This is a genomic window from Microcoleus sp. MOSTC5 (assembly GCF_036701825.1).
Lineage (GTDB): Bacteria > Cyanobacteriota > Cyanobacteriia > Cyanobacteriales > Microcoleaceae > Microcoleus > Microcoleus asticus.
On record NZ_JAUBRK010000065.1, the window covers coordinates 30,223 to 45,206 of the forward strand.

The 14,984-nt window shown below is 43.6% G+C and carries 16 protein-coding genes and 1 pseudogene; 8 read left to right on the forward strand and 9 right to left on the reverse strand.

Annotation, left to right across the window (positions count from 1 at the left end; genetic code table 11):
• Both QUA54_RS27680 and QUA54_RS27685 read right to left on the reverse strand, forming a co-directional pair.
• Window positions 1-1,155: a restriction endonuclease subunit S gene (locus QUA54_RS27680; protein WP_333417498.1), complete on the reverse strand. Its 1,155-nt coding sequence runs from the start codon at window positions 1,153-1,155 to the stop codon at window positions 1-3.
• A complete protein-coding gene (locus QUA54_RS27685) occupies window positions 1,152-2,690 on the reverse strand; it encodes a class I SAM-dependent DNA methyltransferase (RefSeq protein ID WP_333417500.1) in 1,539 nt (512 codons plus the stop codon). The genes QUA54_RS27680 and QUA54_RS27685 overlap by 4 nt, the downstream gene beginning before the upstream one ends.
• A 368-nt stretch (window positions 2,691-3,058) precedes the next feature.
• Between QUA54_RS27685 and QUA54_RS27690 the strand changes: the two genes are divergently transcribed.
• The 3 genes from QUA54_RS27690 to QUA54_RS27700 all read left to right on the forward strand — a co-directional run bounded on the left by QUA54_RS27690 (window position 3,059) and on the right by QUA54_RS27700 (window position 6,382).
• Window positions 3,059-3,811, forward strand: a complete 753-nt coding sequence (locus QUA54_RS27690) for a tyrosine-type recombinase/integrase (protein ID WP_333417502.1) — start codon at window positions 3,059-3,061, stop codon at window positions 3,809-3,811.
• A gap of 212 nt (window positions 3,812-4,023) precedes the next feature.
• Window positions 4,024-4,923, forward strand: a complete 900-nt coding sequence (locus QUA54_RS27695; protein WP_333417505.1) for a GIY-YIG nuclease family protein — start codon at window positions 4,024-4,026, stop codon at window positions 4,921-4,923.
• A gap of 289 nt (window positions 4,924-5,212) precedes the next feature.
• Window positions 5,213-6,382 (forward strand): hypothetical protein, encoded by a 1,170-nt coding sequence (locus tag QUA54_RS27700; RefSeq protein WP_333417506.1) that lies wholly within the window; start codon window positions 5,213-5,215, stop codon window positions 6,380-6,382.
• A gap of 258 nt (window positions 6,383-6,640) precedes the next feature.
• Here QUA54_RS27700 and QUA54_RS27705 read toward each other — a convergent pair whose 3' ends face one another.
• From QUA54_RS27705 to QUA54_RS27715, 3 genes are all read right to left on the reverse strand, one after another.
• Window positions 6,641-6,811, reverse strand: a complete 171-nt coding sequence (locus QUA54_RS27705) for a hypothetical protein (protein WP_333417508.1) — start codon at window positions 6,809-6,811, stop codon at window positions 6,641-6,643.
• 71 nt (window positions 6,812-6,882) lie between these two features.
• Complete coding sequence (locus QUA54_RS27710) at window positions 6,883-7,053, reverse strand: hypothetical protein (protein ID WP_333417510.1); 171 nt, start codon at window positions 7,051-7,053, stop codon at window positions 6,883-6,885.
• 282 nt (window positions 7,054-7,335) lie between these two features.
• Entirely contained in the window at window positions 7,336-7,527 is a 192-nt protein-coding gene (locus QUA54_RS27715) for a hypothetical protein (RefSeq protein ID WP_333417512.1), read from the reverse strand.
• Window positions 7,528-7,629: 102 nt separating this feature from the next.
• Between QUA54_RS27715 and QUA54_RS27720 the strand changes: the two genes are divergently transcribed.
• From QUA54_RS27720 to QUA54_RS27730, 4 genes are all read left to right on the forward strand, one after another.
• Window positions 7,630-7,980: a hypothetical protein gene (locus QUA54_RS27720; RefSeq protein WP_333417514.1), complete on the forward strand. Its 351-nt coding sequence runs from the start codon at window positions 7,630-7,632 to the stop codon at window positions 7,978-7,980.
• A 111-nt stretch (window positions 7,981-8,091) separates the two neighbouring features.
• Complete coding sequence (locus QUA54_RS27725; RefSeq protein ID WP_333417516.1) at window positions 8,092-8,274, forward strand: hypothetical protein; 183 nt, start codon at window positions 8,092-8,094, stop codon at window positions 8,272-8,274.
• A gap of 25 nt (window positions 8,275-8,299) precedes the next feature.
• Window positions 8,300-8,362: a hypothetical protein gene (locus QUA54_RS34600; RefSeq protein ID WP_445301596.1), complete on the forward strand. Its 63-nt coding sequence runs from the start codon at window positions 8,300-8,302 to the stop codon at window positions 8,360-8,362.
• 126 nt (window positions 8,363-8,488) lie between these two features.
• The gene (locus QUA54_RS27730) at window positions 8,489-10,030 is read left to right on the forward strand and encodes a hypothetical protein (protein WP_333417518.1); all 1,542 of its coding nucleotides are present in this window, start codon (window positions 8,489-8,491) and stop codon (window positions 10,028-10,030) included.
• A gap of 195 nt (window positions 10,031-10,225) precedes the next feature.
• Here the strand turns inward: QUA54_RS27730 and QUA54_RS27735 are convergent, their stop codons facing one another.
• Window positions 10,226-10,369, reverse strand: a complete 144-nt coding sequence (locus QUA54_RS27735; RefSeq protein ID WP_445301595.1) for an element excision factor XisI family protein — start codon at window positions 10,367-10,369, stop codon at window positions 10,226-10,228.
• A 299-nt stretch (window positions 10,370-10,668) separates the two neighbouring features.
• On the opposite strand from QUA54_RS27735, the gene QUA54_RS27740 reads away from it, so the two are divergent.
• Entirely contained in the window at window positions 10,669-11,049 is a 381-nt protein-coding gene (locus QUA54_RS27740; RefSeq protein ID WP_333417520.1) for an HNH endonuclease, read from the forward strand.
• Here QUA54_RS27740 and QUA54_RS27745 read toward each other — a convergent pair.
• From QUA54_RS27745 to QUA54_RS27755, 3 genes and pseudogenes are all read right to left on the reverse strand, one after another.
• A pseudogene (locus QUA54_RS27745) lies at window positions 10,997-11,254 on the reverse strand (Zn-binding domain-containing protein); the annotation flags it as partial. The gene QUA54_RS27740 and the pseudogene QUA54_RS27745 overlap by 53 nt on opposite strands.
• A 257-nt stretch (window positions 11,255-11,511) precedes the next feature.
• The gene (locus tag QUA54_RS27750; RefSeq protein WP_333185130.1) at window positions 11,512-12,234 is read right to left on the reverse strand and encodes a hypothetical protein; all 723 of its coding nucleotides are present in this window, start codon (window positions 12,232-12,234) and stop codon (window positions 11,512-11,514) included.
• Entirely contained in the window at window positions 12,191-14,800 is a 2,610-nt protein-coding gene (locus QUA54_RS27755; protein ID WP_333417522.1) for a hypothetical protein, read from the reverse strand. Before QUA54_RS27755 ends, QUA54_RS27750 begins: the two co-directional genes overlap by 44 nt.
• Between the last annotated feature and the right edge of the window lie 184 nt (window positions 14,801-14,984).

Below are 14,984 nucleotides of genomic sequence, written 5' to 3' on the forward strand. Positions count from 1 at the left end.
TTATAACTCTCCTCTAAATGCACGGTGTTGAAGGGAAGCAAAGAGGGCATCAAGTTCTGACAGCGAGGCATGGTGAGCGGTTTTGAGTTTTTCTACGGCTTGGATGCGGTGTGCGAATTGCTGTTGGAGCTTGAGAGGAGGAATAAAAGCAGGTAGTTCACGAATCTGGTTTTGAAATAGATTGGCTTGACTGGAAGCATTCGCTCTCTGTTGCATTTTCGCGTGTAAAGCAGGTGTTCTTAGAAAATACTCAAGAAATTTAGAATTTATTAAATCATGCTTCAGCTTTAATAAGGCAACGCTACGAACAAGCGAGAAAGGCTCATCAGTGTCAACAGTTGTTACACGCCCAATTGTCCCAGAGCAAGAAAGTAGTATGTCACCTCTTACAGGGTTACATCGCTTCATTATTCGTTCATACTCTTCAATACTGACATAATCAACATCTCTAACGTCAATGTAGCCATTTTGTACATTGCGAGCCGATAACAATTTGATGCCCTGTAATGTTCTTTTAGGCGTTTGATGTTCTCCATCAGTAATCTTTTCTGCAATATCCCCAAGCTTTGAAACTGTCCACCCCTTCGGATTTGTCGCAGGATCGCCGAACATTTCTAGAAAGATGGCTTGGGTGAGGGTGTCGAGTTCTGCGATCGCTTCCCGACGTTTAGACCTGAGTTCTTCGGCGCGATCGAGTATCTCTGCAATCCGCCGCTGTTCTTCCAATGGCAGTTCTGGTATATCTATTTTTTTTATCTGGTCAGTTGTTAGATTCTTGAAAATTGCACCGACTGCTTGGCTTTGGCTAGTTGTCCTAATAAATGTCAAGTAGCTATATAAGAAGTTGGGACAGACACGCTTCAAGTTTAAATTTCGCAACCCTACGAATCCATCATGAATACACGCCTCATGAGCAAGAATTGCTGGTAATCCTGGTGCGCCACTCACTGCAATTACCATATCACCTTGTTGCATTAGGCGGCTTTGTTTTGCACCAAGTTCAGTTAGCGAATCAATGCGAGCTGAGACTATTTTCCCATCACGTGTAAGATCAGCCACCATTAAACGAGGTACGGTTCCCTGGTAGTAGCGAGGGTCACTTTTGGGGCGGGGGCTACTCCCGCGAACAACCTCACATAAATCACCAATCTTCATCCCAATAGCCCCTCCAATTTCTCCATCCCCTGCTGAATTTCTACCTCTAACTTTGCCAAATTAGCAAGGATATCTTTGGGTGCGCGATGTTCCACCTCTTCATGCACCACTTCCTTATAACGATTCAAGCTAAGGTCATACCCCTGAGCCGCAATATCAGCCTTGGGTACACAAAAACTCTGAGCACTGCGAGTCCGCTCTCGTTCCGTACTATTCCGCAGTCGCCAACGAGCCAACACATCCGGCAGATTATTCTTAGTATATTCCTCTGCTGTTAGCGTCTCAGTAGGCACAGCACCCAATTTATCTTCAGAAAGCAAAGGCGCTCTTTTATCGTCCAAACTCCAGCCGTCAGCATTCACATTGTAGAACCAAACCAAATCAGTCCCACCAGAGTTAGTTTTAGTAAATAGTAAAATCGCAGTAGAAACACCCGCATAAGGCTTAAATACACCACCAGGCAGAGAGATTACAGCATCGAGTTTCTGTTCCTCTATCAACAAGCGTCGCAATTCCTTATGAGCCTTAGAAGAACCAAAAAGCACCCCATCCGGCACAATCACCGCTGCCCGTCCCCCTGGCTTCAGCAATCTCAAAAACAGAGCCAAAAATAGTAATTCAGTCTTCTTGGTTTTGACGATCGCCTGCAAGTCCTTAGCCGTGTTCTCATAGTCCAACGAACCAGCAAAGGGTGGATTAGCCAGGACAAGGCTATAAGATTCTTCATCACCAGAATGTTCCTGTGCCAGCGAATCCTGATAGCGCACATCCGGGTTTTCTACGCCATGCAAAAGCATATTCATACTGCCAATCCGCAGCATGGTATTGTCAAAGTCGAACCCATGAAACATCTTATAGTGGAAATGTTGCTTCATCTTGGTATCGCGCAGAATTTCCGGGTGATGCGATCGCAGATATTCATTAGCAGCCACCAGAAAACCGCAAGTTCCACTAGCTGGATCGCAAATCACATCGCCTGGGCTGGGTGCAGTCAGTTCCACCATCAACTGAATAACGTGGCGCGGTGTGCGAAACTGTCCGTTTTGTCCAGCGGAGGCAATCTTGCCCAACATATATTCGTAAAGGTCGCCTTTAGTGTCCCTGTCTTCCATCGGTACACCATCCAGCAAATCCACCACTTTAGAAAGCAGGGCCGGTGTCGGAATTGTGAAGCGGGCATCCTTCATGTGGTGCGCGTAAGTCGAATCATCCCCTCCCAAAGTCCGCAGGAAAGGGAAAACATGATCGTTGACGACCTCAAACATCTCCTTCGGTGCAAAATTCTTGAACCTCGACCAACGCAAATCCTCGTAGGAGCGTTTTTTGATATCTTCCCCTTCTGGGAAAATCCGGCGTTCCATTGGGCGCTTGAGCCGATTAGCTTTGTTTTCTTCGAGAGTATGTAAATCGTCGAGACGACGCAGAAACAGCAGATAAGTAATCTGCTCGATGACTTCGAGGGGATTGGAGATACCACCAGACCAGAAGGCATCCCAGATTTTATCTATTTGACTTTTGATTTCCCCAGATATCATATTGCGCTTTCTTGTCCCATAGATAATTCTAAAAATTTGGGCGATTATCAGTTTAGCTTGGATATGGTTTTGCTGGAGATATGCACCCAAAATCTATCTGCTGCTTGTACTTCAATTAAAATCTTTGTACTCGAAAACTTCGCTCGTCTATGCAAGTAATATTTGCAGGGGAAAGTTCAGACTAAAACTGACCGCCTTCGGAATTTACGATCGCTCACCAGCCAGCACTTGTCTCATCATCACTCAACCGCATTAGACAAACTCTCAAACCACCACACGCTTGGTACGGACATGATCGAGCGCTCTCCGCTAACCGATCGCCATCGCCCAGACTACCACGTTAAGAAATCCCCCCAACCGATGCAGCAATGCAGTATTTGCGGCAAACTCTGTGGTATTGGGTCAAGTTTACCAAGATGAAGATAGAACGGCACGGCCAGGCTAAGATACTCACGCAACAGGAAATCGAGCTTTTGTTCAACAAAGGTTTGCAAACCGCTCGCGATCGCACCCTGTTCGGCGTTTGTCTCTACACCGCTTGCCGGATTGCCGAAGCTTGTTCCCTAGAAGTCATCGATATTTACACTGCCAGAGGTACAGTCCGACCTACAATCAACTTCCGCAAGCGCAACACCAAAGGTCAACTCCAAACCAGAACGATTCCAGTCATTGAAGATTTGCGAAGTCTCCTAACATCTTGGAAACCTAACGCGGGTCAGACTTATTTATTCCCCGGCCGCCACCCTTCCCACCATTGGAAGCATCTGCACACCAACTCAGCGGATCAGATTTTGAGAGAAGCGTTCGAGCGAACCGGCATCGAGGGAGCCTCCACCCACAGCTTCCGACGCACGGCCCTGACTCAGATGAGTAACGCCGGAATTCCGCTGCGGATTATTCAAGAAATCAGCGGTCACAGCAACCTCGAACAGTTGCAGCATTACTTAGAGGTGAAGCCGGATCAAGTCAAAGGAGCGATCGCTTCACTTTCCATGCTTTCCTACACGGGGAAACCTACATTTTCCCCTGTAGAGGATGAATTGTCTGCTGTGCCGTTACCAAGAGAGCAACTGTCACAAGGCCTATCAGACTCGGAGCCTGAAGAAATTCCCGAGTGGTGACGAGCAATTTTAGATTTTAGATTTTAGATTTTGGATTTTGGATGCAAGGATTAAAGTCACGCATCAAGAGCATCGAGTGCCGATCGCTTTCTTTCCCAAGGCAGAAGCCCTAACCCCTGGATTTGTTACAATTCTCGTAGCGAAGCGGGGCGTAAGCCATCGTGTGGAGCAGGTGCATCTCCAAAAACCGGCTCAAAGGAGAATTGTTGACAATGTGGCTAAAATTTGGTGTTGCTCCCGACGGTAACTTGGTGAGCATAGATGAAGTTGTGCGCGGAAAAACTAACCTTGCTTGTCTTTACTGCGGAGGCGGATTGACAGCAAAAAAGGGGAACGTGAAAGAACATCACTTCGCCCACACCGGGGAAACTTGCAAGCCCGTTTCGCAGCGGATTAAAACCAAAGCATTTCCCTCGCTTCCCCTCTACGAGCATTTCAACATCGAACTCAAGGGTGAGGAATTGGAACAGTTGAAAGTGCTGTGGAAAGAGTACGGGACCAAAAATTACGCCATTCCCAAAGACTTGATAAACTTTCGGTGGGAACTCAAAGGATTGGTGGAGTCGTCGGGCGATCGCTCTTATCAATTTACCGACTTGGGTAAAATCCCCGTCGGCGCGCTTCCCCTGGCGTTGTTCAACCAAGTCCAAGAACCGCTGCTGCTGTCGGAGCTGGCTTCGTTGGAAGGTTCTGTAGAGATTGCGGAAGCTGCGGGGTTATCTTGTTTGGAAGAACGACGGGCTGATTTGCTGATTTATCGAGCGCAGCTTCGTCGGATTCTGGTGAATTCGCTCTATTTCCTTGAAGTAAAAGCGGATGGCAACATTTTCTACAAAATTGGCATTACTACTCGATCAATTGAAGAACGAATCGCCGAGGTGCAGCGGGATGTCAGAGCGCATTACTCGGATGTGGCTGTTAATTTGCTGGGATTGTGGGAACACCGGGGGAATGTGGAACTGTACTTTAAACACCGGTACAAAGCGTTTAATTACCGCATTGGTAAACTGACAGAGTATTTTCAATTTGCCAACGTTAAGGCTGTGCTGAATGACTTGTATGAGATGGAACCCAAAATGCTGAGTGATGTTGAGCGAGATGCGAGCGCCTAAACAGCGATGAGCTAATCACTATTGCGATCGCTATTCAATAAGTAATGCTGGCAACCCTTTGGGAAATGAAAAGCGCGATCCGTCGTGTTTTTCCCCTAGCGAAAGTCACGGTTTTGTTTGTTAGCGCAATGTAGGGTAATGCTTTTTACTTGAGGTGTTACAAATTGTTGCGGATTCATGCAGTAATGCAGTAAAGAGTGATAATATAAATGCCGAAATACTATTAAGTTATACATTTAATGAAAGTGTTTAGTATAGCTTGAAATTTAATAAATTTAGGAGAATCAGTATGTTGAGTCAAACTAACTTATATAGTACAACATTACATAAAAGCGTAAAGCCAAGATTAAATGAGCTTATTCATCAAGCTGAGTGCCTTCAAATGTCTGTGGCATATTGGACAATAAGCGAGACATATTTTTCTTCTGATTTAGTAAAGCTCTTAACTAAGAAAGATTCATTCGCTTGTATTGATATATCTCATCCAACAAATATTACTGAGGTATGTAAAATTGCAGACAGCACAAATAATAATATATATTTCTATACTAAGTCTTTAGTTAAAGATAATAGCCAAGAGCAGACTTCATATATGGCAAATCATCTCTTGCATTCTAAGATTCTTTTGTTTGACCTTCCTGATAAAAAAGCAAGTATTTGGATAGGTAGTCATAATTGGACTAATAGAGCGCTGTCTGGCATCAACATTGAAACATCCGTTGAGATTTTAGTTGATAGGAATGAGATAATATATCAACAAGTAAAAGACTTGCTTGTTAAGATCAAACATGAATGTCATAAAGTTAATTCTGAATTAGAAGAAGTATATAAAAATGTTCAAAGGCAAGAAAATTCTTGGTTATATCTTGACTCTAAGTTAGACGAGAAAAATATATCCACAGATTTAACTATAAATACTAAAATAGTCTTTCATCTGCTTTTTGATCACGATAATCCTGAAAATATTAATAATAGTAGAAAAATATTTTTATTTTTGCGAAATTCTATTAACCCAAATTCAGGTTGCCTCTTTGAAGGTGCTATAGATAGAAGCGGTCGGCTTCCTAGAATAGCACCTGAATTAAATTTCCCCACTTTGGAAAATGGATATTATTGTTTTCAGCAAAATGATTGTTTTACAAATTTCAAACATATTGTAAATCTGACTGAAAAAGAAAAAAAATATTCTTGCTATTATGCAACTATTGTCACAAACTCTAAAAAAAATATTACAAGTATTGAGGAATTCCTCTCAGAATATAAACCTGCAATAACTATCGATAAAAACATTGTGAATCTTAAAATTATTTGCGAAGAGAGCTTAAGCTTATGGTCTACTGAAAATACGGTTACTATTGAGGAACCAATTATTAATAGTAATTCTAAAGTTGATGACTATATGAGTAAAATTACACCTGAGAAAATAGCAAAAGTGACAAAGAAGAAGAAAACAGATTAGTCAATCAACCAGCTAAAATGGGAGTAGCCAATGGATTTCCTAATTGCCGACACATTTACCGATAGTTTAAGCAAATTTTCTGAACAAGAACAGAAAGCAGGCCTAAAACTAGCGAAGCTGATATAAGCGAGGTGAAATGAGCAATCGTGCAGAAACTTACGCTAAAGCTGAAAAACTCTACGGTCAGTTAACAAATAACTACAAGGAGATCGGGCAAAATGAATTACTGCATTGCTGAATGAATTGCTGAACAAAGTTCTACTCCTCCACATCCTTAAGCCCATCCTCCAGCAACATCCGCACGATATCAACTTTCTTGCGCCGAGTTCTAGCTGCTAACATCGACAGCTTGCGGTGCAGCGATTCCGACATATCAACGGTAAATCTGACAGTCGCTTCTTTCTCTGAGGCTTCTTGCAGCTTGCTCATAATTGACTCCTTGGGTTCTGATTTAGGTTGTGGTGATGATGTTGTGGGCGGTGCGGCTTAGAGAGTAACTATCAAAGTTTTGATGCGATCGCCATTGTCAAGACTGCTTCGATGAGACTTTGCAGCATCGCGCCTACCCATGCCCTGAAAGCAAGGGGTTCGATTTTAGCCAGCATAGAGCATCCAACAAAGGCAACGCAGAAACCAACAATCAACGCCGGGGTAATTAGACTTATGGGCATGGTTTGACCAATAAAATGAGGGTAATCGGAACCTACCAGCTTCACAAACGTTCCCATCACCACGTGCAGCGGCAGCGTTAGCTCGTCAGGAGGGTGATTGAGTCCGCCTGCGGCGTTGATTGAGTAAAATTTCGCCTCGCGCCCAATCAGGATGATTTGCCAGTACCATTAGACTTAGCAGTGCGCCGATGAATTGCCGACAAACACGGCAGTTTCTTATACCCATTCAGCGTAAAAATCAGCTAGCGCTTCCTAAACTTCAATCGAGTAGTCGATCGCAGGCTACAGGGAGAAAATGGTCACAGCAGACGCATTCACACACAAAAGCACAGACGAACTGCCTGCCCCCATCGTTGCCTTCGAGCTATCGCTTCCCAAACTGTCGAGGTACACCGCTGCTGGATGCAATGCTAGTGGCACTGGTGGCGGCAGTTTTAAGGTTTCCGGCTGTTGCTCTCCAAGTAGGTTGAGCATTTACTCTTTCTATCAGAATTTAATGGACACAGTTGAGAGTTCGCCACCAACACCTGAATTTTTGGCAAACTAAACCCAGACCAAAACCTCAACACCCCCGTCATGCCCAAAGTCCCTGAGTGCGATCGCTGTCTTTTGTACGCCCGCAACCCACACCTCATCTGTGCCGTGCATCCCACAGGCCCTAACACCAATACTTGCATTGACTTTCGAGAAAACCCCAACGCTGAACCCGATGAACTGTGGGAACCCGAAGGGGCAAGCTACTACAACGGCGAACTTATCCTGCAACCACAGCAGCGGTGGACACCAAGGCAACAATTAGAACTTTTGGATACCCACCCACTGTTTACTGGTCGGTGTCCTCGGTGTGAACGCCCGTTCCCCAAGTATGAAACGCCCCCGGTGCATTGGGATTGTTCGGAGTGCGGGTGGATGGACGATTCGGTTTGAGGCGATCGTTCATAGTGATTGGGCGATCGTTAGTTTTATTGGCTACAGTGCAATGAAAAGTTAGTCGGGGAAATTGCTTTTGCTGTCAGTTCTCTGGTTTGTCAGACAGAATTGACGAGGGTAGCGACTTCTGCGCGTTCTTTGGTGGTGGTGGCGGGTATTCTGTTGACGACGTTGGCTATCGGTGCTTTGATGGGATGGGTTTACTTTGGTCGCAAAAAGGGTTTGCGCCGGGGAAAGCGGTTCATTTTACTCAGCTCAGGAGCAGGCGGAAGCTTTGCGGTAGGCGACTAGCGCTGAAGGGAATTTTGCTCGGAATTTGATGAAATGGAATTCGGATAGTCTGACTAATTTAGAGCGTAAATATTTAGAGCGTAAATAAGGATGTTCGGCGTTTGGGGGTGACTCTGGAGGTGCCAGGAAAGCCAGCTACGTCGGGATTTTTTTTTTACTATTGGGGTGGGAACACCTTCAGAACAGCGTATGTTTAAGGATAGACGCTAAGAGAGTGAGAGAATACGCGCTAAACGATTTTAAAAATTATAATAATGATGAGATCGAAAATATGGGAGTTCCACTAAAGTCAAATATCTTTAAGCAAGGCACAAGTGGACAGAAATACTTTGCTCGTTTTCCAATTCAAGTTGCCGTCCTGTTTTCTCCTAATGATCTTAGATTTGTTGAAGCCTTTAGAGAAATTTTTCTTAATCTCGATCAATTAACAGGTGATGACGTTGCCTTTTTTGCTGTACTCGATCCACCCGAAGACTGGATAGATGCTGCCAGCAATTGGGAGTGGTGGCGAGAATATCAAGGACACATAGGTCAGGCAGGTTTTTCTTACGACGACCGTGTACTCATAGCGGAGATTGCAAGACTATTCGGAATCGCCTGGAGTTCTTTACCATCTATTGTTGTGGGAACAAACTTATGGACAGGGGAGCGTGTTATATTTCCTACATCGGTGTGCAATCTAGAGCGACAACTTGAAGCCCTAACTCGACTGGCAAGAGAATGGGGACAGCCAAATATCGATCATATTTATCAAACTTTAAGTGATTTGATTGGTGTTGAAGCAGAGTATCATCCTCCAAGCGAGGGACTACGTGATCGGTTTAGCCAATTTTACGAGGTGCTTGGTACTCCACGGGGCAGTGAGAAATTTGATGTCAGGGAATATAGTCGTATTGTCCATAAAGAGTTAGAGTTAGTTGCCAATATCCTTGACCAACTCCGTCAAATGAGAAGGGATGAAGAGTTATCCTTGGCAATTTCCGCAATCGATCAGATTCTAGAAGACGTGACGGGGAGGCTAGTAGCTCCAGCAACCGTGGCCATGCAAGTCTTGAGAAACTTCTTGGAAGCTGAACGTGATATTCCATTTACAGAATTGCTCGACGAAGAGTCTGTGGTAATGCTCAAGACAGCGTTAAGAGTTGGTAGCTTCTTGGAACTGGACATAGATCGATTTAGCGACTTCCTAAATCCAACTCAACTTTCAACTCAGCGTCCGAGCCAAGTTCCGGTGAATGCTCCAAAAAAGAGACACTTTAATTCGGTAGATTTTACACCCGGCGCGCAGGGTGCCTGGAAAGCATTTGAACTTGAAATTAATTTGTCAGTCATCCAAGCTGCTCGTGCTGCGTCTAATGTAACTATGCCTGAATTTTTTGCGCGATACGATCCAAACTTAAGGGTAAGGGGAAGAGTTCATACTGGTAAAGGAAATCATAAGGATATCAATCAACGCGATCGGCACTATCCGCGAGTAGTGAGACATCGTTTTCTTCCGTTGGGAGATGCTTTATATGTCATTAAGGCAATGCCAACTCATTCTCCAGATTTTTTTGACACAGTTGTATCACGCTGTTTACAGAAACCTCTACCTTCTCATGTCTTCGATGCCTGGAAACGTATTAATCGAATTCGGAATCAGGCTTCGCATACTGAACCATTAAGCCATAAAGACTATCAACTGGTTTTAGAAGATGCTCTTTCTCCAGATATTCTGCGTACTTTAATGCAGATAAAACAGTCCCTATCCACTTAAAAAACCATTAAATAATTTAGGATAAGGGGAAAAGGTCTACCTCTAGCAGTATCCTGACGGCCATATAAGTACAGAGCAACGGCGAAGAAGGACGCTTTTCCTGCGAATACTAGGGAGTACGATGGTTACACAGGTACTGATCGCACCTGTATCCCCAAGTGCGATCGCCATTACGGAATGCTTGCTTTCCATACACTATGCGATCGCATATCCAGTATGCTCTCGGACTTGGGGAGGATGAAAGGCGAGGAGGATACGATCTTTAGGTACTCCAGCAGCGACAAGTTCATTTGTGATGCTATCTTCAATCCCATCATAGTAGCAGCAACCATCCATCATTTGAACTACAACTGGTAAAATCGGGGATTAACGCATCAGAAGCCCGCATCAAAACCAATTTCCTCACCCTGGTGCGCCAAAAACCCAATACTCCCGAAGGATGGACTGCTTTAAGTGAAGCATGGGAAGTAGCTTGCCAGCTATAAGCCCACCGTTGAAGATTTTCGCTTATTGGCAGAATTCCTGTGGGAGAATCAAGAAAGCGTTGAAGTTGACATTGACTGCTGACAACTTAGAATTTACTTTCACTTCGATAACAGAGCGATCGCCATATTTTGAAAAGATGAGCTTTTACCGCTATGCCTAAACCAAAGAGGTATCCCGACAATTGGCAACAGATTGCGCTCTCGGTGAAAGAAAACGCGGGCTGGCGCTGTGCAAAGTGCAATCAACAATGCCTCCGACCCGGTAAAATCCGACCCGGCAAACAAAGCGGCTTAACCAAATCTGAACGGTGTGCTTTAACTTTGGCGGTGCACCATCGCAATCGGATACCGGAGGACAACCGCCCAGAGAACTTAATCGCTCTGTGTACCGCGTGTCACCTGTCCTACCACAACCGCGGTCAGTCCAACGTATCGCCGGGGCAATTATCCCTGTTCCCCGATGATGACATTGATTGGGATATCATGAATTTTTCTGAGGAATCGGAACCGGACAATTTATTGAAGAATTTGTAGCTATTGCTTCAAGCAGAAACAGACCAACTTTCTTGTGCAGTCCCTGGTTTTGTTGCGGACAGCCAATCTGAATCAAGCATTTAGGGCACCCGTCAGAACACTCGCAATTTAAGGCTAGAGACATGGCTTTAGCAGCGAATAACGGTAACTGCTTCCCGATTTCTTCAGATGCTCCATTTCCCCCATCTGTGGTATCAAAAAAGGTTAATCTGTCTACATCAGCGGTGAAAAAATCTAAAACCCGAGGTTATACCAATGGCTAACATGAATTTAACGCAATAGCAGCAGAGCGATCGAGTTCCACGAAGCTTATGTAATGGCTTTTAACGATTGTTTTTACTTTGTGGGGATTGCTTTGCTGTTAAGTGGGATTGCAGTTTTGGGTTTTAAAAAGGTGAAACCTGGTGCTGGTGCTGGAGGGGTTCATTAGATATTTTAGGAGTTAGGCACGGGTGGTCAGCGTTAGGCATCTATACAGGAATCTTTGTCTGAGGCATTCTCAAGATTTTCACTCAGTTCATCACGCAGTAACTGGCTAAACTCTATAAACATATCTAGTTGTTCAATTTTTGAACTTAATTCATGACGTTTGCGTTCGCGAACTTTTTCTTCGAGTTCGCCTTCTTGAGGTTCTCCAAGCAGATCGACAATTAGGGAGATATCGTCATATTTATTATCAGAAATATTTGTGGATTTTTCAATCCAAACAGCAGTTTTTTCTTCTACTGCATTGCAAGCAGCTTGCCTGAGTGCAAAATCGACCAAGACACGTGCAGCAACATCAATTGAGAGTGCCATGTTTATCCATAATTGAACCTCATTAGTTTGCTCTTCAGAGGATTCACTTTCTGTTTTATGAAAATGAGAGTTATCAAAGTAGTGCGATCGAGAGTTATCGGGATCGAGTCTATTCAGAGTATTAAAAATCGGTTCAAAACTCTTAAAAGGATATCTATCATTTGGTAATGATGAGCGGCGCTCCCAAAGTTTAAGAATTGTATTAAAGCAGCGCTGTTCGGCTTCAACTTTTGCATTGTCTGTCGCATTCTCTGCGATCGCAATTTGCTCAGCAATATAATGTGCCATCCACCGTGAAAGTGTATCGACGCCAGGTTCAAGTTCAAGCTCCCGAACAAGAGCCTTACCTAAGCTGATAGCACGTTCCTGTATCTCTGAGCTTACCATCTGCTGAGAGGATATAAATTTTGCTATTTGGGGTTGAATATTCTCCGTCATCATTGCTCCTAGTGTAATATGAAGACCTACAAAAACGACGCTGAATCTGTACTTCAACGATGAGATCGCGATCGAGAGTAGAACAGAGTATCTTGAGGAACTCTAGTGATGCACTCATTCGTATTCCATGTCTAGGTACTTCTTCTTGATTATATTTATCAGATAACTTCCAGAGATCACAGACCAATGATTCTTCAGATGTATTTGGAATATACCAATTTCGTTGCTCTAAGTCTACAGAAAGTCTGAGTCGCTCAACGATTGAATCAGCAATTTTATAAGGCGGATAGTTAATCTTACCTGCATGGGGATCGGCAACATCAATTCCCTCATTTTCTGAGCTTCTACAAATCCACCCCTGCAATTCAAAGGGAGATTCGTTAAATTCCATGCCCTCTTCTTGATAAGCAGGCAGCTTAAAATCGTGAGGATTGAGGCAACTGCTTAGGGCATTTAATAGAGATTGTGAGGTGTCTTGTGAAACAAGCACACTTGCAATATAAATATTTTCCTGGCGTTGGTTGTCATTATCGCTCCAAGACCCACGAACATTTAACCAAGTTTTTCTGTTCCGTTGGGTTAATAAACAATCGAGAAAATCATCGGGTTTTAACTCCTGCCGCCAATTTTCTGTTGTCTTTTCTAGCAACCAAGAGCGTCGCTCTAAAGGGGCGGCATCTCTTCCATCTGCTAACCATTGACCATCAAAGCGAGTCAATGTATGTCTTTGAAGCCAATCATTCCATTCATCATCACACCAATTATATTCATGACTGACAGGCATCTCTAACAATAACTTTGCAGCGACACTAAGCATCGCATGGTAAGAAATATAGAAACTATAGTCATCAGTACGAGGGTAACTTCCCTGACTATGCGATGTTTCTCGTTCATAACGGTGAGAATGCCACAGGTTCTCACGTGGATCGTGAATGGACTCATCCTTGATTTCAATATTCCATTCTTTAACAACTTCACGTGCCAGTTCCTCGACTTGATTTCCTGGAATGCCGAACACTCTTCCCAGAGGCTCGAACCAGTAGCGCTCGAAGTCCCAACTAAAGTGAAGTTTCAAATTGAGATCGACCTCACCTCTATTATGCCAAGGGGTTTCTTCAGAATTTTCTTTATATCCGTCAATTTCTTTTACTGGCATTTGGCTAATGCCTACTTGGCGAAGTTTTTCAGTCACACCACTGTCATAAGTTTCTGGAAAAGCAGCTTCAATAGATAGAGCGATCTCGGCTGCAAATTTCTGGATGAGTATATGGGGTAAACCATCAAGCGCAAGGTCTGCAAAGACAGAGTGATGTCGTCTTAACTTTTCGGGACTGTCTATTGCTATACGTGCTAAAGCTATCAACAAATATAATCTTGCGTGGAGATTATAAAAAGGAAATACATGACTGCCAAAAGCATTGACACAATCTCTCTTCATCCATTCGATTAAGCCGTCAATTTCGCGATCGCAACTCGCTTCTGCAAGCCTTCGGACGCAATGTGCAGCTTGCCATCGCACGGCAGAACGAGGTGAACCTAGTGCAGCCCAAATAAAACCAGTAAATGCACCTGAAATGTTGTCAGGGGGGAGCAGCCACTTATCCCAATGACCATCGGCATACTCTCGGTCAATCTGTATTTCAAAGCGAGAAAGTGCAAACTCAAGCAGCTCGTCTGCCTCTTGAGGTGAGATGAATGATGATACAATTTCGGAGAAGCCAAAAAGTGCGCTTGCATCAACTAGATTACAAGATTCTGAGAGTCCTTGAATAACTGCTTTATAAATTGAAGAAAGTACACTATCATCAGGTTTAATTTTTTCAAAAAAATCCTGTCTTCGATAAGAATTTGTGAATTTATATGCAAAACGCTGAGCGATCGATGAAAGAACCTTGTCCCACGATTTTTTGACGCTTATTTTATGACGATATGTATCTGGAAAATTAGATAAAGCATATTCCATATCATATAAATCAGCCTTTTCAACATTAGGTAATGCTAAAAGCATTTCACTCGCTTGACTTTCAGGTATTCTCTTAAAGACTTCCTGCCAAAAAACTTCATGAGAACGTGGGTGAGGCAAGGCATTAAAGCGATCTATCGCAGCACTTATTTCCATGCTTTTAGTCAATTTTATATCGCCAAAAAACTCTTTCCAATCAATACTTATTGATTCTTTTCGCTCGGCAATCTGAGAGATTTGACTAGCTTTCTCTCGATCGCTTCTTTGTGGATGTTCGGCATAAAAATCTAAAACTTGTTGAATGTCTTTATTCTGTAGTGAAAATTTCTCGCTAACTCTTTTAAGGTTATGCCAGATGTTCTCGGAAGCCTCATTCAACCTTAAATCTCGAACAGCAGTATCCAAGATGTACTGGCGACGAGTCTTATCAGATTCAGTCTCTGTACAGAGCGCTACAAACTCATCATATCCATCATAGTCCCAGAAAAATGCAGATAGCGACCAACCAACTGATGGTTCAATAATCTTAGAACGCACAGCTTCACGAGCCACAGCAAGAAGTTGACCCTCGAACCATCCTACATCTCGATCGCGCCAACGACTTAAAGCGGCGAAAGCTGACGAAGGGCATAATTTTGCACAAACTTGAATGACTTCATTAGACCTCTTGCAAAAAAAATCTATGTTATAATTAAAGGTTTTGAATTTTAGACCTGAAAGCTAACTCATAATTGTA